We start from the raw sequence: 20,776 nt of genomic DNA, 5'->3' as shown, positions 1-20,776 counted from the left end.
ACAACAAACAGAGACAAGTCCCGGATCACAGTCCGGGATTGATGTGCAGAGGTTCGAACGTCAAGGATAAGCTGGTAACAGCTTTTCAACTTGAGAGTTTGATCCTGGCTCAGAACGAACGCTGGCGGCAGGCCTAACACATGCAAGTCGAGCGAGAACTTCGGTTCTAGCGGCGGACGGGTTAGTAACGCGTGGGAACGTGCCCTTCACTACGGAATAGTCCCGGGAAACTGGGTTTAATACCGTATACGCCCTTCGGGGGAAAGAATTTCGGTGAAGGATCGGCCCGCGTTAGATTAGATAGTTGGTGGGGTAATGGCCTACCAAGTCTACGATCTATAGCTGGTTTTAGAGGATGATCAGCAACACTGGGACTGAGACACGGCCCAGACTCCTACGGGAGGCAGCAGTGGGGAATCTTAGACAATGGGCGCAAGCCTGATCTAGCCATGCCGCGTGAGTGATGAAGGCCTTAGGGTCGTAAAGCTCTTTCGCCAGGGATGATAATGACAGTACCTGGTAAAGAAACCCCGGCTAACTCCGTGCCAGCAGCCGCGGTAATACGGAGGGGTTAGCGTTGTTCGGAATTACTGGGCGTAAAGCGCGCGTAGGCGGATTAGAAAGTTGGGGGTGAAATCCCAGGGCTCAACCCTGGAACTGCCTCCAAAACTACTAGTCTAGAGTTCGAGAGAGGTGAGTGGAACTCCGAGTGTAGAGGTGAAATTCGTAGATATTCGGAAGAACACCAGTGGCGAAGGCGGCTCACTGGCTCGATACTGACGCTGAGGTGCGAAAGTGTGGGGAGCAAACAGGATTAGATACCCTGGTAGTCCACACCGTAAACGATGAATGCCAGTCGTCGGCGCGCATGCGTGTCGGTGACACACCTAACGGATTAAGCATTCCGCCTGGGGAGTACGGTCGCAAGATTAAAACTCAAAGGAATTGACGGGGGCCCGCACAAGCGGTGGAGCATGTGGTTTAATTCGAAGCAACGCGCAGAACCTTACCAACCCTTGACATCCTGATCGCGGTTTCTCGAGAGAGATTCCTTCAGTTCGGCTGGATCAGTGACAGGTGCTGCATGGCTGTCGTCAGCTCGTGTCGTGAGATGTTCGGTTAAGTCCGGCAACGAGCGCAACCCACATCCCTAGTTGCCAGCAGTTCGGCTGGGCACTCTATGGAAACTGCCCGTGATAAGCGGGAGGAAGGTGTGGATGACGTCAAGTCCTCATGGCCCTTACGGGTTGGGCTACACACGTGCTACAATGGTGGTAACAGAGGGTTAATCCCTAAAAACCATCTCAGTTCGGATTGTTCTCTGCAACTCGAGAGCATGAAGTCGGAATCGCTAGTAATCGCGTAACAGCATGACGCGGTGAATACGTTCCCGGGCCTTGTACACACCGCCCGTCACACCATGGGAGTTGGGTTTACCCGAAGACGGTGCGCCAACCTGTTCGCAGGGGGCAGCTGGCCACGGTAAGCTCAGCGACTGGGGTGAAGTCGTAACAAGGTAGCCGTAGGGGAACCTGCGGCTGGATCACCTCCTTTCTAAGGATGCGTCCATATCGACGAGATCCCGGATCAAGTCCGGGATGCGTCATTCGACGCACTTAGCAGATCGGTAATCAAAACCGATCAAACATCATACGGTCCAGGCCGTCCTCATATCTCTTCAGTCAAGGCTTTCGCACCGCGAAAGCCGTAGCCGTTAAAGTGGATTGATCTTCGATCCGCGGCAGCGGTCGGCGGCCCTCTCGGCATTTCCTGCGGAAACGCCTGCCGGGCTACGTCGATTTTACCTTTGGTAAAATCAACTTGGGTCGGTAGCTCAGGTGGTTAGAGCGCACGCCTGATAAGCGTGAGGTCGGAGGTTCAAGTCCTCCTCGACCCACCAACGTCCTTTTCGCGCCGCGAAAATGACGCCCGCGTAAGTCGATTGCTTGCAATCGACGCAGCGGACACGGGCATATCGGCATTTCCTGCGGAAACGCCTGCCGGCTTACGCGCGTTTCGCCTTCGGCGAAGCCACGCTTAGGGGCCTTAGCTCAGCTGGGAGAGCGCCTGATTTGCATTCAGGAGGTCAGCGGTTCGATCCCGCTAGGCTCCACCATATCCCGATTTGACCGTTAAGCAGCATCGCTGCTTTGCCGTCCAATCGGACGCTTTGAAATCGTAAAGAGAGATACAAGTTGCTTCGAGAGAAATCTCGAAGTGACAATCAACACTGTTTGATCCTTGCAAGTACGCAAGCGATCTCGGTCTGGTTCCACTTCGGTGGAAGGCATGCTGAAAGGTGCATCCACGCCTTTCCTTATGTATCCCGGGCTGAAAAGAACAGAGTTGTCCAAGTCAAGTACTATAACCAAGTTCCGGAGTAATCCGGAGCGGGAAATGTACGACTTTTGGTCCAGGATAGGGGGTCTGGAAGTTACCAGCTACGGACCCGCGCAAGACGCAAATCTTGCTTTTTCTGGATCAAATCAAGCGCGAGAAGGGCGTTTGGTGGATGCCTTGGCAGTAAGAGGCGATGAAGGACGTGATACTCTGCGATAAGTCATGGGGAGCTGAGAATAGGCTTTGATCCATGAATTTCCGAATGGGGCAACCCACCTGACAGTTCGCTATAATAGCTTCGGCTATTTATAGGGTTCTGAAACAGGTACTTAAGGACTGAATACATAGGTCTTTAAGAGCAAACCCGGAGAACTGAAACATCTAAGTACCCGGAGGAAAGGACATCAATTGATACTCCCCTAGTAGCGGCGAGCGAACGGGGACCAGCCAAGCCTTGAGAGTGACTAGAACATGTTGGGAAGCATGGCCATAGCGGGTGACAGCCCCGTATAGGAAGCTCGATAGGATGTATTAAGTAGGGCGGGACACGTGAAATCCTGTCTGAAGATCGGAGGACCACCTTCGAAGGCTAAGTACTCCTTACTGACCGATAGCGAACCAGTACCGTGAGGGAAAGGTGAAAAGCACCCCGACGAGGGGAGTGAAACAGTACCTGAAACCGAACGCCTACAATCAGTCGGAGCTTGACTGGACTCTAATGACAATCTGCGTCACACATGGAAAAAATTCCATGGAGATCGGGACATGTCAGACATCGCTTTCATCACGGACGGCACCGCTGCGGTGGTCGGCTTGGCCCTTGGCCTGCTGAACATGGCAGTCAATCACTGTCCCAACGAAGGCTGCCTGGCAAAGAACGATGTGGTGCCGTTTACCAGCGTTTCAGCTGGCGAGGTTTACTTCCAGGAAAACGCCGTTGGCGAGGAAGTGTTCATCCGCCGGCAGACATCGACGGCACGCGGCCCGTTCCAATTCACCTACGGTGGGTCCATCACGGATGATGGCGGCCTGTGGGTGGGTCTTGGAAACACCACCACATACACGACGCCGAACGAACGGTGGTACGCTCAGTTCCACTCGATGCCCGGGCTTTATGCCGAGGGCAGCGATGTCGACCTGGGTGGCCCTATCATCTTTCGATCGGGTGTCGAATTCGGGTATCAGGCACGCAACGGCGTGCGCATGAGCCTGAGTTTCGATCATCGGTCGAACGCCGGGATCTACAGCGACAATCCTGGCCTCGAAACCGTTCAATTCCGGGTGTCCATCCCGACAAAATGACCAGAGATGGTTGTCATTAGTGTCCAGTCTTGTGACGGCGTACCTTTTGTATAATGGGTCATCGACTTGGTCTATCTAGCAAGCTTAAGCCGTTAGGTGTAGGCGCAGCGAAAGCGAGTCTTAATAGGGCGTCGAGTTAGATGGATCAGACCCGAAACCGAGTGATCTAGGCATGACCAGGCTGAAGGTAAGGTAACACTTACTGGAGGGCCGAACCCACATCTGTTGAAAAAGATCGGGATGAGTTGTGCCTAGGGGTGAAAGGCCAATCAAACTCGGAGATAGCTGGTTCTCTGCGAAATCTATTTAGGTAGAGCGTCATCCGAATACCCTCGGGGGTAGAGCACTGGATGGGTAATGGGGCCCCACAGGCTTACTGATCCTAACCAAACTCCGAATACCGAGGAGTACTAGATGGCAGACACACTGCGGGTGCTAACGCCCGTAGTGGAGAGGGAAACAACCCTGACCTCCGGCTAAGGCCCCCAATTCATGGCTAAGTGGGAAAGCAGGTGAGACGACCAAAACAACCAGGAGGTTGGCTTAGAAGCAGCCATCCTTTAAAGATAGCGTAACAGCTCACTGGTCTAAATAAGTTGTCTTGCGGCGAAGATGTAACGGGGCTCAAGCCATGAGCCGAAGCCGAGGAGTGCGTATGCACTGGTAGCAGAGCGTAGTGTGACATAGTCTCATTCCTCCTTAGCGGGTTCGCCCGCATTGGAGGAGAGAGGCTTTCGATGAAGCGGGCGCGTGAGCGATCCCGTGGAGAGATCACTAGTGAGAATGATGACATGAGTAGCGACAAAGAGTGTGAGAGACACTCTCGCCGAAAGTCCAAGGGTTCCTGCTTAAAGCTAATCTGAGCAGGGTAAGCCGACCCCTAAGGCGAGGCCGAAAGGCGTAGTCGATGGGAATCAGGTTAATATTCCTGAGCCAGGTGGAAGTGACGGATTGCGAGGGTTGTTCATCCTTATCGGATTGGATGGGCAGCTTAGCAGTCCCTGGAAATAGCTCCATCATAAGATCGTACCCTAAACCAACACAGGTGGACTGGTAGAGAATACCAAGGCGCTTGAGAGAACGATGTTGAAGGAACTCGGCAAAATACCTCCGTAAGTTCGCGAGAAGGAGGCCCGGGTTTCAGGCAACTGAAGTCCGGGGGCACAAACCAGGGGGTGGCGACTGTTTACTAAAAACACAGGGCTCTGCGAAGTCGCAAGACGACGTATAGGGTCTGACGCCTGCCCGGTGCCTGAAGGTTAAAAGGAGATGTGAGAGCGTCGAATTGAAGCCCAGGTAAACGGCGGCCGTAACTATAACGGTCCTAAGGTAGCGAAATTCCTTGTCGGGTAAGTTCCGACCTGCACGAATGGCGTAACGACTTCCCCGCTGTCTCCAACATCGACTCAGCGAAATTGAATTGCCTGTCAAGATGCAGGCTTCCCGCGGTTAGACGGAAAGACCCCGTGCACCTTTACTACAGCTTCGCACTGGCATCAGGACTGCATTGTGCAGGATAGGTGGTAGGCTTTGAAACCATGACGCCAGTCGTGGTGGAGCCATCCTTGAGATACCACCCTATGCATTCTTGATGTCTAACCGCGGTCCGTTATCCGGATCCGGGACCCTGCGTGGCGGGTAGTTTGACTGGGGCGGTCGCCTCCTAAAGCGTAACGGAGGCGCGCGAAGGTTGGCTCAGAGCGGTCGGAAATCGCTCGTTGAGTGCAATGGCATAAGCCAGCCTGACTGCGAGACTGACAAGTCGAGCAGAGTCGAAAGACGGCCATAGTGATCCGGTGGTCCCAAGTGGGAGGGCCATCGCTCAACGGATAAAAGGTACGCCGGGGATAACAGGCTGATACTGCCCAAGAGTCCATATCGACGGCAGTGTTTGGCACCTCGATGTCGGCTCATCTCATCCTGGGGCTGGAGCAGGTCCCAAGGGTACGGCTGTTCGCCGTTTAAAGAGGTACGTGAGCTGGGTTTAGAACGTCGTGAGACAGTTCGGTCCCTATCTGCCGTGGGTGTAGGATACTTGAGAGGAGTTGCCCCTAGTACGAGAGGACCGGGGTGAACGTTCCACTGGTGGACCAGTTGTCGTGCCAACGGCAGTGCTGGGTAGCTATGAACGGACAGGATAACCGCTGAAGGCATCTAAGCGGGAAGCCCCCCTCAAAACAAGGTATCCCTGAGGACCGTGGTAGACCACCACGTCGATAGGCCGGAGATGTAAGCGCAGCAATGCGTTCAGTTGACCGGTACTAATTGTCCGATAGGCTTGATTTGATCCAGTAAAAGCCAGATTGGCTTATGCGGATCCAGAAGCCGTACACTTAAACAAGTGTGCTGACTTGGAGTTCAAGGATCTTTCTCGGTTTGGTGGTCATAGCACGAGCAAAACACCCGGTCCCATCCCGAACCCGGCCGTTAAGTGCCGTAGCGCCAATGGTACTGCGTCTCAAGACGTGGGAGAGTAGGTCACCGCCAAACCTAGTAAGGTCCTTGAAATTGTATCTCTCTTTCGATTTTCCCCTTCAATTCACTCTCTGACGGCCGGATGCGCTGTTGCGCATCGTGCCCTGGCACCGTCGCGTACGCTGGGTCAGCCATCGTGGCCTGCGGGTGATGGGCGGCGTCGTTCAGACCGGAACTTTACGGCCCAGCCGTTCGTTCCCTTCGGAACGACCAGGGCGACGTCATGGCGAAAAAGACAAAGCGACGGCCGCAGAGCGGCGACGCCACCCCTCCGACCGAGCAATCCATCGAGGCGCGCTATGCGCAACGCTCCAAGGCGTTCGCGCGGTTGAGCGCCGGGATCGAGACCGGCAAGTATGTGGTGCCGCCGCGGTTTCTGCATGGCGAGGACCGCCGGCATCACGTACGGTCCACCGTCCGCGAGGACCACGCGGCGCGCATCGCCGAAAGCTCGAAGGGCGCACGCGACAAGTTCGACAAGCTGGCCGACTGCCCGTTCAATTTCTTTCGCGGCACCGCCCTGCTGTTTTACCGCGACATGGTGGGCGAGGATGGGCACATGCCCTCGGTGATGGCGCTGGGGGACGTGCACCCGGAGAATTTCGGTGTCATGCCCGACCGCAACGGCGCGCCGATCTTCGGTGTGAACGACTTTGACGAGACCACATACGCGCCGTTCAGCTGGGACATCAAGCGCGGCGCCGTGGGGTTCTGGATCGCGGCGCTGACGGAAGGCGAACTGAAGCCCGGAAAGGCACGCAAGATCGTTCGCCGGTTCGTGCGCGGCTATGCCGAGGCGATGCAGGATTACGCCAACAACTCGACCGAGCGCAACAACGCCTACCGTATCGACAATTCGCCCAAGGTGATCCGTCGGCTGTTCGAGGAGGCGTGGGAGAACCGGCAGGAATGGCTATGGTCAGATTACCTTAACGAGAACGGCCGGGGCTTTCGCGCCGGCGAGGAACTGCAGCCGCTGTCGTCGGAAATCGAGAAGTTTCAGAAGGCGATCAATGATCTGGCCAGGTCCAATGGCATCGACGCGCCTGACCGCGCCGGTGAATTGAAGGTCAAGGATGTTTGCGTGCGACACGGGCAGGGCACGGCCTCGCTGGGTCTGCCGCGCTATTACGTGCTGATCGACGGGCCGTCGAAGGACGCGACCGACGACCTGATTATCGAGTTCAAGGCGGCGCGGCGGTCGGCGCTGGAGGGGCTGACCCCGCCCAACGCCTTTAACGCCGGCAAGCAGGCCGAGCGCATCAAGCACGGTCAGAGCGTGCAACTGGCGCACGGGGATATCTTCTATGGCGCGGTGGAGATCGACGGCAAGAGTTTCATGAGCCGCGAACGGGCGCCTTTCCGTCATGACATCGACCTTGACGACCTGAGCTTCAAGTCCTGGAAACGCTATGCCAGGGTCTGCGGTGCCGCATTGGCGCAGGCGCATGCCCTGTCCGACGACCTGGGCCGCATCGATTATGACGTAGAGCCCTCGATCATGGAGGCGATGTCCCCCCTGCGACTGTTCGAGGATGATATCGTGCGCTTTTCCGAGGAAGCGGTGGCGCGGCTGAAGCGGGATCACGCGTTTTTCCGCGAAGATCACGCCCATGGCGCCTTCGACAGCCTGGACGTGGTGTTCCGCTGACCCTTCGTGGGCAGGCTTGTAAAAAAAATGTAATAAATGCCCGCGCGGCCCCTTGCGGAGGTCCCGGTGCAGGAGTAGATAGCCCGCATTGGCGCGGGGTGGAGCAGCCCGGTAGCTCGTCAGGCTCATAACCTGAAGGTCGTAGGTTCAAATCCTACCCCCGCAACCAAACTTCCGAACCACGGTATCGATCATCCGCCGCCGGCGCGCGGATATCGGTTCTTGCGCTTGCAGTCGGGGCTGGCGGGCCCCATAAGGCGGCACAACCCAGCGGCGAGGGAACAAATTCATGCGAATGCGCGATACATTCATCAAGCCGATGCATCCGGAAGGCAGAAAGTTCGTTGCGATCTTTGCCGGTGCGACCCTTCTGCTGTTTCTGGTGTCCGACATACTGGGGTGGCTCGGCGTCGGGCTGACGATCTGGTGCTATTATTTCTTTCGGGACCCCGAGCGTGTGCCGCCATTGCGAAGCGGTGTCATCGTCAGCCCTGCGGACGGGATCGTGTCGTTGATCGAGCAGGCGGTCCCGCCCAAGGAGCTGGGGATGCCGGGCGAGGCCCTGACCCGCATCAGCGTGTTCATGAGCGTGTTCAACTGCCACATGAACCGAATGCCCGTCGGCGGCCGGATCGAAGCGATCGCCTATCGGCCCGGCAAGTTCTTCAACGCCTCGCTGGACAAGGCCAGTGCGGACAACGAACGCAACAGCCTGCGCATCGCGATGCCGGACGGGCGGGACGTGGCCGTGGTGCAGATTGCGGGGCTGGTGGCCCGGCGGATCGTGTGTTTCGTCAAGCCCGGTGATACCCTGTCGACATCGGAAAGATTCGGGCTGATCCGGTTCGGCTCCAGGCTGGATGTCTATCTGCCCGACGGAGTCGTGCCCTCGGTCCGCGTGGGGCAGACCATGATCGCCGGAGAAACCATTTTGGCCGACCTCACCCTGCCTGATGCCACGCGATAACCAGACCCCACGGAACAGCGCCGGCAAGAAACGGAACGACGCCGCGCTTGTCCAGTTGTTGCCCAACCTGATCACGCTTGCCGCGATCTGTGCCGGCATGACGTCGATCAGGTTCGCGGTGCAGGGGGATTACATTTTCGCGGTGCAACTGGTGCTGCTGGCCTGTGTTCTGGATGGTATCGACGGTCGCGTCGCGCGTTTCATGCGCAGCGACAGCAAGATCGGGGCGGAGCTCGATTCGCTTGCGGACTTCCTCAACTTCGGTGTCGCGCCGCCGCTGATCCTGTATTTCTGGGGGCTGCAGGAGATCCGAAGCGTGGCGTGGATCTTCGTGCTTTTCTTCACGGTCTGCTGTGTCATCCGGCTGGCCCGCTTCAATGTCGACCACAAGGTCGAGGAAGCGCCGGGGCCGAGTGGCCATTTCACCGGGGTGCCGTCGCCGGCCGGTGCGGTGCTGGTCATGGTGCCGCTCTACCTGTCCTTCGCGTTCGAGACCGTGCAGGTGCCGGGCCTTGCCGTATGCTTCTATATGATGCTCGCCGGCCTGTTGATGATAAGCACCGTGCCGACACTCTCGCTCAAGGGCGCGTCGATCTCGCGGTCGAACGTGAAGTTCTTCCTGGTCGGCGTGGTCCTGGCCGGGGCCGCATTCTTTACATTCACCTGGACTGCATTGTCTGTGTTGTCCTTGTGTTATCTGCTCATGGTGGCATGGTCCGCGGTGACGAAGGCGCGACAGCCCGGCAAGTAAGGAGAACGCATGGATATCGATGCCGTCAGTACGTCCTATGCCCGGTGGGCCCCCATCTACGACCGGACATTCGGCGCCGTGACGAATGTGGGCCGAAAGCGTGCTGTGGAGTATATCAACACCCGCCCGGGCAGCGTACTCGAGGTAGGCGTGGGCACGGGGCTTGCGCTGGCGCATTACGATCCGGCGCTACAGGTCACCGGGATCGACTTCAGCGAAGAGATGCTGGCCAAGGCGCGCGACAAGGTCCGGCGCCTGGACCTGGGCCATGTGAGGGAATTGCGGCAGATGGATGCGCGCACCCTCGATTTCCCGGACAATCATTTTGACACGATCGCGGCGATGCATGTCCTGTCGGTCGTCCCCGAACCCGAACGCGTGATGGGCGAGATCGCCCGGGTCTGCAAGCCGGGCGGCAAGGTGGTGATCACCAACCATTTCGTGCGCAAGACGGGCGCGCTCGCCGTGCTGGAGCGTGCCCTGGCCCCGGTGGCGAATTTCATCGGCTGGCATTCCGATTTCGAGATGGACACGGTGCTTGGCGAGGGCTGCCTTGAGGTTGACGCGCAGAAGTCGTTGCCCCCGCTTGGCATGATGACGTTCCTGGTGCTGGAGAAACGGGTCGATCGGCAGCCTACGGGCCTCACCGAAAATTAGATAGTCTAAGCAAGAATCGTTGCGGCCCCCGAGTGCGTTTTTGCGGGGGTGCCGCCTGTGAGCCGTAACGATGAACATTTAAGCATCACAGATTTTCGAGTTTACGCAGGGGTTTGGCGCGAGAGTTCCCGAATTTCATGAAAATTTCGCACACAAAGGTTGAATGCGCGTCACTTGAGAATGTAACCAATGGTACATTAGCGGTCGGGCGAAACTTCCATAAGCGAAATTTCCGACCGGGTGGTAAGGCCAGACCCGGCCCGACCGCCAGCGATCACAGGGATCTGCCCACGCAACGACGTGCGGACTGAACAACGACAACCCTGACGGCACCGCCTTCGTATTCCGCGCCGCGGAATCCGGAAGCCCGGTTGCGGCCAAGTGCGGGCTGCCGTCATCAAAAACGGAGAGAGACATGACCAGCGATGTCGCCGGCAACGCCGAACTGACGATGACCACGCAGACCTACAGCAAGGATCCGCTGGCAGACCGCGAGACGGGGCATTATCGCAAGGAATACGTCACCAGCTTCGTCGACAAGTGGGACGAGCTGATCGACTGGGACGGTCGCGCCCAGAGCGAGGGTCAGTTCTTCATCGACATCCTGAAGGCGCGCGGCAAGGAGCGCGTGCTGGACGTGGCCTGTGGCACCGGCTTTCACTCGGTGCGTCTGACCGAGGCGGGTTTCGACGTGACCGCCGCCGACGGCAACGCCGCCATGGTCGCCAAGGCTTTCGAGAACGGTCAAAGCCGCGGCCTGATCCTGAAGACGGCGCAAGCGGACTGGCGCTGGCTGAACCGGGACATTCACGGCAAGTACGATGCGATCATCTGCCTGGGCAATTCCTTCACCCATCTGCACGAGGAGCAGGACCGCCGCCGCGCCCTGGCCGAATTCTATGCCGCGCTCAAGCACGATGGCGTGCTGATCCTCGACCAGCGGAACTATGACGCGATGCTCGACAGCGGGTTTTCCAGCAAGCACAAGTATTACTATTGCGGCGATGACGTCAGCGCCGAGCCCGAGCATATCGACGAGGGCCTGTGCCGGATGCGCTATGACTTTCCCGACGGGGCGTCCTATACGCTGAACCTGTGCCCGATCCGCAAGGACTACATGCGCCGCCTGTTCCGCGAAGCCGGGTTCGAGCGGGTGCGCACCTATGGCGACTTCCAGGACACCTACGCCGAGGAGGAGCCCGACTTTTTCATCCACGTCGCCGAGAAATCGGCCGAGCATGTGGCCCGCTGGGGCGGCAACGGTGCCGATGGCAAGGCGGATATCCGCGATGTCGCGGAAACCTATTATGACAGCGACGATGCCGATACGTTCTATTCCACCATCTGGGGTGGCGAGGACCTGCATATCGGGCGTTACACGACCACCAGGAACATCCGCGAAGCCAGCGACCTGACGATCGAAAGCATGATCGAGGCGCTGCCCGACCTGAAATCAGGCTCCCGCGTGTTGGACCTGGGCGCGGGCTATGGCGGGGCGATGCGCACCGTCGTGAAGAAGACCGGCTGCGAGGCTGTCTGCCTGAACATCTCCGAAACGCAGAACGAGTATAACCTGGGCAAGGTCCGGGCGGCCCGGCTGGCCGATAAGATCAGCATCCGCCACGGCGTGTTCGAGGACGTGCCCGAGGCCGACGAGAGTGTCGATGTTGTCTGGAGCCAGGATGCCTTCCTGCACTCGGACCAGCGCGACCAGGTCCTGGCCGAAGCGTTCCGCGTGCTCAAGCCGGGTGGGCACCTGATATTCACCGATCCGATGCAGGCCGATGACGTGCCCGAGGGCGTTCTGCAACCCGTCTATGACCGGCTGCAACTCAACAGCCTGAGCTCGCCGGCGTTCTACCGCCAGACGGCCGAGGGGCTCGGTTTCGAGACGGTGCAGCAGGAGGATGCGGTCGGCGACCTGCGGGCGCATTACGCCCGGGTCCGCGAAGAGCTGCTGGCGCATTACGACGAGCTGCGCGAGAAAGGCTGCTCGGCCGAGTATCTCGACAAGATGGCGGTTGGATTGCAGAACTGGGTGAAGGCTGCCGATGACGGCCACCTTGCCTGGGGCATCCAGCATTTCCGCAAGCCCGTCAAACACTGAACCATGCGACGGGGGTGCCATGATGCGCCCCCGCGCCCCCGCCTCATCCCGCAAGATCAACGAGATGGAGACACGCACATGACAGGTACGTCCGACACGCCGTCGATTTCATTCGAGCTTTTTCCGCCCAAGACGGAGGCCGGAGTGACCCGACTGCGCGATACCGTGGCGCAACTGAGTGCGGCCGATCCGGAGTATTTCTCGGTCACCTACGGCGCAGGGGGCAGCACGAGGGACCGCACCAAGCGCATCGTCGAGATGGTGGCTAACCGCACGGGCCTGCCGGTGGCGCATCACTTTACCTGCGTCGGGGCCAGCCGGGCCGAGATCGACCGCCAGGCCGAGGTGTTCTGGGACAGCGGAATGCACCGGATCGTCGCGCTGCGCGGGGACCTGCCCGCGGGCCAGAGCCTGCCCGAGGATGGCTATAACGACGCGGCGGAACTGGTCGCGGCGCTGCGCCGCAAGGGCGATTTCGACATCTCGGTCGCGGCCTATCCGGAAGTGCACCCGGAGGCCCGCGATGCCGCCGCCGACATGGACCACCTCAAGCGCAAGATCGACAACGGCGCGGCGCGGGCGATCACGCAATATGCCTTCGACACCGACACCGTGCTGCGGTTCGTCGAGCGCGCACGTGCCGCGGGCATCGAGGCGCCGATCGTGGCCGGGATCATGCCGGTGGCCAATTTCGAGGGGCTGAAGCGATTTTCCGCGGGTTGCGGCGCCTCGGTCCCCGACTGGATGGGCCAGATGTTCGACGGGCTGGACGATGCGCCAGAGACCCGCGCGATGGTCGCGACCGGCGTTGCCGCCGAACAATGCCGCCGCCTGATGGAGGCCGGGATCACCGACTTTCACTTCTATACGCTGAACCAGCCGAAAGTGACGCTGGCTGTTTGCAGGACATTGGGGCTGACACCCAGTATTGTGGCCGAGAACGCCGCTTGAAGGATTGAAGAACGCATGACCAAGACACACGACATAGCCGCCGCCAACGCCGACCGCATCCTGGTGCTGGACGGGGCGATGGGCACGATGATCCAGCAGCAAAAGCCCGACGAGGCCACCTATCGCGGCGAGCGGTTCAAGGATCATCCCAGCGACGTGGGCGGCAACAACGAGCTGCTGACCCTGACCCAGCCCGACATGATTCGGAAAATCCACGAGGATTTCCTGGAGGCCGGCGCCGATATCCTTGGGACCAACACCTTCGGGGCCAACGCGATCAGCCAGGCCGACTACGACATGACCGACCTGGTGGTCGAGATGAACGTCGAGTCCGTCCGTCTTGCGCGGGAAGCCGCCGACGCGGTGGCCACACCCGAGAAACCCCGCTGGGTGGCCGGCGCGATCGGGCCGACCAACCAGACGGCCAGCATCAGCCCGGATGTGAACGACCCCGGTTTCCGGGGGTGACCTTCGACGATCTGGCCCGCGCCTATGGCGAGGCGGCGCGCGCGCTGATCGAGGGCGGCGCCGACCTGCTGCTGATCGAGACAATCTTCGACACGCTCAACGCCAAGGCCGCGCTTTTCGCCATCGACAGCCTGTCGGACAAGGGGCTGACCATTCCGCCGCTGATGATCTCGGGCACCATCACCGACCGGTCGGGCCGAACCCTGACCGGCCAGACGCCCGAGGCTTTCTGGGTGTCGATGAGCCACGCGCGCCCGTTTTCCATCGGGCTCAACTGCGCGCTGGGCGCGGGCGAAATGCGCCAGCACGTGCGCACCTTGTCCGGGGTGGCGGACACGCGCATCAGCGCCTATCCCAACGCCGGCCTGCCCAACGAGATGGGCGGCTATGACGAAACGCCGGAGGAGACCGCCGAGCACCTGGCCGAATGGGCGTCGTCGGGGCTGGTCAACATCGTGGGCGGCTGCTGCGGCACCACGCCCGAGCATATCCGCGCCATCGCCGAGGCGGTCGCGGGCAAGGCACCGCGCAAGATCCCGCAGAAAGTAAGGCACATGCGGCTGAGCGGCCTGGAGATGTTCGAGACACAAGGCGCGGACGTGAAGGAGGGCGCAGCATGAGCACCGGAGTTGCCAGTTTCATCAATATCGGCGAGCGCACCAACGTCACCGGGTCGGCCAAGTTCAAGAAGCTGATCATGGAGGACGATTATGCCACCGCGCTCGACGTGGCGCGCCAGCAGGTCGAGAACGGTGCGCAGATCATCGACGTGAACATGGACGAGGGGCTGCTCGATTCAGAGCAGGCGATGACGACCTTCCTGAACCTGATCGCGTCCGAGCCGGATATCAGCCGCGTGCCGGTGATGATCGACAGCTCGAAATTCGAGGTGATCGAGGCCGGGCTGAAATGCGTGCAGGGCCGCGCCGTGGTCAACTCCATCTCGCTCAAGGAAGGCGAGGAGGCGTTCCTGGAACAGGCCCGCACGGTGCGCCGCTATGGCGCCGCCGTGGTGGTCATGGCGTTCGACGAGAACGGCCAGGCCGAGACCGCGCAGCACAAGTTCGACATCTGCAAGCGGTCCTATGACCTCTTGGTCGAGAAGGCAGGGTTCGAGCCTTGGGATATCATCTTCGATCCTAACATCTTTGCCGTGGCAACGGGGATCGAGGAGCATAACGACTATGCCAACGCCTTTTTCGAGGCGACCCGGATGATCAAGGAGGCGATGCCGGACGTGCATGTCTCGGGCGGTCTGTCGAACGTGTCTTTCAGCTTTCGCGGGAACAACGCGGTGCGCGAGGCGATGCATTCGGCGTTCCTCTACCACGCGATCCCGCTGGGTCTGGACATGGCGATCGTGAATGCCGGGCAGATCACGGTTTACGACGACATCCCCGACGAGCTGCGCGAGCATGTCGAGGACGTGCTGCTGAACCGCCGCGACGATGCGACCGAGCGCCTGCTGGAGATTGCCGACAAGTACAAGGGCACCGGTGAGGCCTCCAAGAAGGAAGACCCCAAGTGGCGCGAGCTGCCGGTGGAAAAGCGGCTGGAACACGCGCTGGTGCATGGCATCACCGACTACGTCGTCGACGACACCGAGGAATGCCGCCAGCGCGCCGACAAGCCGCTCGACGTGATCGAGGGGCCGCTGATGGACGGCATGAACGTGGTGGGCGACCTCTTCGGCGCGGGCAAGATGTTCCTGCCGCAGGTGGTGAAATCCGCCCGCGTGATGAAGGCCGCCGTGGCGCATCTGCTGCCCTTCATGGAAGAGGAAAAGCGTCTGTCGGGCGACACCTCGGCCAAGGGCAAAGTGATCATGGCGACGGTCAAGGGCGACGTGCACGACATCGGCAAGAACATCGTCGGCGTCGTGCTGCAGTGCAACAACTACGACGTGGTCGATCTTGGCGTGATGGTCCCGGCCGAGGATATCCTTGCGGCGGCCAAGAAGGAGAAGGCCGATATCATCGGGCTCTCCGGTCTGATCACGCCCTCGCTTGACCGGATGGTAGACGTGGCCGCCGAGATGAAACGGCAGGAGTTCGACCTGCCGCTGCTGATCGGGGGGCGACCACCTCGAAAAAGCATACCGCGCTGAAGATCGCGCCGGAATACGAGCATGGCGTGATCCATGTCGATGACGCCTCCAAGGCCGTTGGCGTGGTCTCGAGACTGCTGTCCAAGACGGCGCGGCCCGAGTTTCTGGCCGATGTCGTCTCCGAGCAGGACAAGCTGCGCGACGGGATGAAAGGCGCCGGCGACCGGCCCACCGCCGCGCTGGCCGAGGCGCGCAGATCGAAATTCGACGGCGGCTGGGACAGCTACACGCCGCCCGCGCCGCAGACGCCGGGCCTGACGGTAATCGACGACATGGGCATCGCCAAACTGCGGGAGTTCATCGACTGGACGCCGTTCTTTAACACCTGGGAGATGAAGGGCAAGTATCCGGGGATCCTCGACGACCCGGACAAGGGGCCGGCGGCGCGCGAACTGTTCGACAACGCGCAGAAGATGCTGGACCGGATCGAAAAAGAGGACTGGTTCAGCCCGCGCGGCGTGGTGGGCCTCTGGCCCGCCAACGCGCAGGGCGACGATATCGTCGTCTGGGCGGACGAGGACCGCAAGACCCTGCGCGCCCGTATGCCGCAACTGCGTCAGCAACGCAGCAAGGCGAACGGCCGCCCGCAGATGTGCCTTGCCGATTTCGTGGCGCCCGAAGGCACCGAGGATTGGGTCGGCGGCTTTACCGTCACCGCCGGGCGCGAGGTGCACGACATCGCCGACCGGCTGAAGGCCGAAGGCAATGATTACGACTCGATCATGGTGCAGGCGCTGGGCGACCGGATCGCCGAAGCCTTCGCCGAGGCATTGCACGCCCGTGTACGCCGCAGCCTGTGGGGCTATGCCGCGGACGAGACGCTGGATAACGAGGCGCTGATCCGCGAGCAGTATCGCGGCATCCGCCCCGCGCCCGGCTATCCGGCCAACCCCGACCACACCGAGAAGCGCACGCTGTTCGACCTGCTGGATGCGCCCGAGCATACCGGCGTGACGCTGACCGAAAGCTGCGCGATGTGGCCCGCCTCGGCGGTGTCGGGGCTCTATTTCGCCCACCCGGATTCGGCCTATTTCGGGATCGGCCGGATCGGCCCCGACCAGGTGGCCGACTATGCCGAGCGCAAGGGCATGGAGATTGCCGAGGTGGAAGCATGGCTGCAACCCAGCCTGGCCTACACCCCCGACAAGTCATCGGCCGATCGAAAGATCGCCTGACCCCCCGCAAAAATTCGATTTTTGCCAAAAGCGACCCAACCCCACGACAGTGGAGAAAGGAACGATTATGAGCGACAGATCATGGCTTTTCACCAGCGAGTCGGTGTCCGAAGGGCACCCCGACAAGGTGTGCGACCGAATCTCGGACGCGGTGCTGGATGCCTACCTCGCCGCCGATCCGCAATCACGCGTGGCCTGTGAGACGCTGGCCACCACCGACCACGTGACCATCGCCGGCGAGGTGCGCGGCCCGGAGAGCGTGCTGAAGGAGGTCGAGCAGATCGCCCGCGATGCGATCCGCGACATCGGCTATGAACAGCATGGCTTTTCGTGGAAGGATGCAGAGATTGTCTGCCGCCTGCACGCGCAATCGGCCGATATCGCCATGGGCGTGGACGAGGGCGACAAGGGCGAGGAAGGTGCCGGCGACCAGGGCATCATGTTCGGGTATGCCTGCAACGAGACCGAAGAGCTGATGCCGGCCCCGATCCAGTTCGCCCACAAGATCCTGCGCACGATGGCCGAGGACCGGAAATCCGGCAAGCAGCCGAATTTCGGGCCGGATGCCAAGAGCCAGGTGACGCTGAAATACCAGAACGGCAAACCGGTCGGCCTCGACACCGTGGTCGTTTCGACCCAGCATGCCGAAGGCCTGAGCCAGGACGACGTGCGCGCGCTGGTCGCGCCCTACATCACCGACTGCTTCAAGACAGAGGGCTGGAACCTGCCGTCGCCCGACAAGATCATCGTCAACCCGACCGGCAATTTCGTCATCGGCGGCCCGGACGGTGACGCGGGCCTTACCGGCCGCAAGATCATCGTCGACACCTATGGCGGCGCGGCCCCGCATGGCGGCGGCGCGTTTTCCGGCAAGGACCCGACCAAGGTGGACCGCTCGGCGGCCTATATCTCGCGCTACATGGCCAAGAACGTGGTCGCCGCCGGGCTGGCCGACAAGTGCCAGATCCAGCTGGCCTATGCCATCGGCGTGCCCGAGCCGGTCGCCATCTACGTCGACACGCTGGGCACCGGCCGGGTCGACGAGGCCAAGCTGGCCGACACCCTGCGCGAGATGGTTCGCCTGACGCCGCGCGGCATCCGCGAGCATCTGGGCCTGTTGAAGCCGGTCTATGCCCGCACCGCAGCCTATGGCCATTTCGGACGCGTCCCCGACGACGAGGGCGGCTTCAGCTGGGAACGCACGGATCTGGCCGACGAACTGGCCCGCACCTTCGGCGTATCCGCCGCGGCAGAGTGATCCGAAACACCAGAACGAAGAAAGGAGACGCGACATGAACAAGCCAGAGAGAGTCAGTCCCGCGGACAGCGCGATCCGTGACATCGCTCTTGCCGGTTTCGGCCGCAAGGAGCTGGACATCGCCGAGACCGAGATGCCGGGCCTGATGGCCCTGCGCGAGGAATACGGGGCGGAGAAGCCGCTCAAGGGCGCGCGCATCGCGGGGTCGTTGCATATGACGATCCAGACCGCCTGCCTGATCGAAACGCTGGTGGCGCTGGGCGCGGAGGTCCGCTGGGCCTCGTGCAACATCTTTTCCACGCAAGACCACGCGGCTGCCGTGATCGCCGAGGGCGGCACGCCGGTCTTCGCGGTCAAGGGCGAGACGCTGGAGGAATACTGGGATTATTGCGACCGCATCTTCCAGTTCGAAGACGGCGGCGCCAACATGATCCTGGACGATGGCGGTGACGCCACGCTCTATATCCTGATCGGCGCACGGGTCGAGGCCGGTGAAACCGGGTTGATCGAGACGCCGACCTCGGAAGAAGAGACGTTCCTGTTCGCCCAGATCAAGAAGCGCATGGCCGAAAGCCCCGGCTGGTTCACCAAGCAGCGCGAGATGATAAAGGGCGTCAGCGAGGAGACGACGACCGGCGTGCATCGCCTTTACAAGATGATGCAGGAAGGGCAGCTGCCGTTCCCCGCGATCAACGTGAATGACTCTGTGACCAAGTCGAAATTCGACAACAAGTACGGCTGCAAGGAAAGCCTTGTCGACGGGATCCGCCGCGCCACCGACACGATGATGGCCGGCAAGGTTGCCGTCGTGATGGGTTATGGCGACGTGGGCAAGGGCTCTGCCGCCTCGCTGAAAGGCGCCGGCGCGCGGGTGATCGTGACCGAGGTCGACCCGATCTGCGCGCTGCAGGCCGCGATGGACGGGTTCCAGGTGACGACGCTGGAGGATGTGGTGAAAACCGCCGACATCTTCGTCACCACCACCGGCAACAAGGATGTCATCCGCATCGAGCACATGCGCGAGATGAAGGACATGGCGATCGTCGGCAATATCGGCCATTTCGACAACGAGATCCAGGTGGCCAGCCTGAAGAACCACAAGTGGACCAACATCAAGGAACAGGTCGACATGATCGAGATGCCCTCGGGCAACCGCATCATCCTGCTCAGCGAAGGGCGTCTGCTGAACCTCGGCAACGCGACCGGACACCCGTCCTTCGTGATGTCGGCCAGCTTTACCAACCAGGTGCTTGCCCAGATCGAGCTGTGGAAGAACGGCGGCGAGTACGAGAACAAGGTCTATATCCTGCCCAAGCATCTGGACGAGAAAGTGGCCCGTCTGCACCTGGACCGGATCGGCGTGAAGCTGACCGAGCTGGCGAAAGACCAGGCGGATTATATCGGCGTGCAGCCCGAGGGGCCGTACAAGCCGGAACACTACCGGTATTGAGGAGCGAGACATGACCGAACGAACACCGCATATCGTGGGTTTGGGCAACGCGCTGGTCGATGTCGTCGCCGCGGTCGAGCCCGATGTCGTCACGCGGCACGGGCTGACCCCGGGAGGCATGCACCTGGTGGATGCCGACGCGGCCCACGCCCTGTTCGAGGAGGTCGCCCCCGGCATCCGCCAGTCCGGCGGATCGGTGGCCAACTCCATCGCGCACCTGGCCGACATGCCTGTCCGGGGGACCTACCTGGGCAAGGTGGCCAATGACGACCTCGGCGAGGCCTTTTGCGAGGAAATGTCGGGCATGGGGCTGGCGGCGCCGGTTGCCGTTGCACAGAACGGCGATCAGGGCACCGGCCGCTGCGTCGTGCTGGTCACGCCGGACGGCGAGCGCACCATGAGCACCTACCTGGGGGCGGCGACAACGCTGATGCCTCCGGAGGCGCTCGCGGCGCTGCCCGAGGCGTTCGATATCCTGTTCATCGAAGGCTACATCTGGGACGCCCCGCACGGCGCGGCGGTGATCGAACGCCTGGCCGAGGCGGCGAAAGCCGCCGGGGCTAAGGTGGCGCTGACGCCGTCGGATGCCGGCTGTGTCGAGCGCAACATCCACGTCATGCGCAACACCGTCTCGCGCCATGTCGACATCCTTGTCGGCAACCATGTCGAGGTGGCCGCGCTGGCGGGATGCGAGGGCGCCGAAGCCGCTCTGGACTGGGCCATGACACAGGTGTCCGTCGCGGCGGTGACCGAGCACGAGAAGGGCTCGATCGTGGCCGATGCCGAAGGCCGCCACCAGATCCCGGCGGTCACCGTGCCCCGGGTCGTCGACAGCACCGGCGCGGGCGATGCCTATGCCAGCGGTTTCCTTGCCGGACTGGCCCGAGGCCTGCCCGTGCAGGAGGCGGGCAGGCTGGGTGCCGAATATGCCGCCCGGGTGCTGGTGCATTTCGGTGCGCGCGACGGTGATGCGGCCAGGGCGATCGCCCTGCCGGCGGCCTGAGCCCGAGCACGACCATCCGTCACGTGCGGGCCGTGTGCGTACTTGCCGGAGCGACTGGCGAGGCGTATATTTCACCCAGTGTCCGGGGGCATTGCGAGGCCCCCGGCGCGACTC

Annotated in this window: 9 protein-coding genes, 3 tRNA genes, 3 rRNA genes and 1 pseudogene; all 16 read left to right on the top strand. The window is 61.1% G+C overall.

All coding sequences use genetic code 11. The features are described 5' to 3' along the window. Positions 1-86 precede the first annotated feature (86 nt). A 16S ribosomal RNA gene (locus tag ACSQ76_RS19930) occupies positions 87-1,554 on the top strand. 269 nt (positions 1,555-1,823) lie between these two features. Further along, a tRNA-Ile gene (locus tag ACSQ76_RS19925) sits at positions 1,824-1,900 on the top strand. A 140-nt stretch (positions 1,901-2,040) separates the two neighbouring features. Continuing rightward, positions 2,041-2,116: transfer RNA gene (locus ACSQ76_RS19920), tRNA-Ala, on the top strand. Between the two features lie 368 nt (positions 2,117-2,484). Further along, positions 2,485-5,928: ribosomal RNA gene (locus ACSQ76_RS19915) — 23S ribosomal RNA — on the top strand. A gap of 89 nt (positions 5,929-6,017) precedes the next feature. After that, a 5S ribosomal RNA gene (gene rrf, locus ACSQ76_RS19910) occupies positions 6,018-6,132 on the top strand. Together the 16S, 23S and 5S rRNA genes with 2 tRNA genes alongside form the textbook arrangement of a ribosomal RNA operon. A gap of 208 nt (positions 6,133-6,340) precedes the next feature. Further along, positions 6,341-7,768, top strand: coding sequence for a DUF2252 domain-containing protein (locus ACSQ76_RS19905; protein ID WP_437157923.1), 1,428 nt, complete (start codon positions 6,341-6,343; stop codon positions 7,766-7,768). 92 nt (positions 7,769-7,860) lie between these two features. Next, positions 7,861-7,937: transfer RNA gene (locus ACSQ76_RS19900), tRNA-Met, on the top strand. 120 nt (positions 7,938-8,057) lie between these two features. Beyond that, positions 8,058-8,735 carry a phosphatidylserine decarboxylase gene (locus tag ACSQ76_RS19895; RefSeq protein WP_437157922.1) on the top strand — a complete coding sequence of 226 codons (678 nt, stop codon included), beginning with the start codon at positions 8,058-8,060 and terminating at the stop codon, positions 8,733-8,735. Further along, positions 8,722-9,486 carry a CDP-diacylglycerol--serine O-phosphatidyltransferase gene (pssA, locus tag ACSQ76_RS19890; RefSeq protein ID WP_306127567.1) on the top strand — a complete coding sequence of 255 codons (765 nt, stop codon included), beginning with the start codon at positions 8,722-8,724 and terminating at the stop codon, positions 9,484-9,486. Before ACSQ76_RS19895 ends, pssA begins: the two co-directional genes overlap by 14 nt. Positions 9,487-9,495: 9 nt before the next feature. Beyond that, positions 9,496-10,143, top strand: a complete 648-nt coding sequence (locus ACSQ76_RS19885; RefSeq protein ID WP_437157921.1) for a class I SAM-dependent methyltransferase — start codon at positions 9,496-9,498, stop codon at positions 10,141-10,143. Between the two features lie 415 nt (positions 10,144-10,558). Continuing rightward, positions 10,559-12,250: a glycine/sarcosine N-methyltransferase gene (locus ACSQ76_RS19880; RefSeq protein ID WP_437157920.1), complete on the top strand. Its 1,692-nt coding sequence runs from the start codon at positions 10,559-10,561 to the stop codon at positions 12,248-12,250. Positions 12,251-12,328: 78 nt separating this feature from the next. Beyond that, positions 12,329-13,201 (top strand): methylenetetrahydrofolate reductase [NAD(P)H], encoded by an 873-nt coding sequence (gene metF, locus ACSQ76_RS19875; protein WP_437157919.1) that lies wholly within the window; start codon positions 12,329-12,331, stop codon positions 13,199-13,201. A 15-nt stretch (positions 13,202-13,216) separates the two neighbouring features. Next, a pseudogene (gene metH / locus ACSQ76_RS19870) lies at positions 13,217-16,951 on the top strand (methionine synthase). 67 nt (positions 16,952-17,018) lie between these two features. Next, on the top strand, positions 17,019-18,209 hold the full coding sequence (gene metK, locus ACSQ76_RS19865; RefSeq protein ID WP_437157918.1) for a methionine adenosyltransferase: 1,191 nt from the start codon (positions 17,019-17,021) through the stop codon (positions 18,207-18,209). A 34-nt stretch (positions 18,210-18,243) separates the two neighbouring features. Next, complete coding sequence (gene ahcY / locus ACSQ76_RS19860; protein ID WP_437157917.1) at positions 18,244-19,659, top strand: adenosylhomocysteinase; 1,416 nt, start codon at positions 18,244-18,246, stop codon at positions 19,657-19,659. 10 nt (positions 19,660-19,669) lie between these two features. Further along, on the top strand, positions 19,670-20,662 hold the full coding sequence (locus tag ACSQ76_RS19855; RefSeq protein ID WP_437157916.1) for an adenosine kinase: 993 nt from the start codon (positions 19,670-19,672) through the stop codon (positions 20,660-20,662). Positions 20,663-20,776 lie beyond the last annotated feature (114 nt).

The sequence above is a fragment of the Roseovarius sp. B08 genome (assembly GCF_051417955.1).
Lineage (GTDB): Bacteria > Pseudomonadota > Alphaproteobacteria > Rhodobacterales > Rhodobacteraceae > Roseovarius.
The sequence above is the reverse complement of the archived record's forward strand: the minus strand, read 5'-3'. Positions and strand labels throughout refer to the sequence as shown.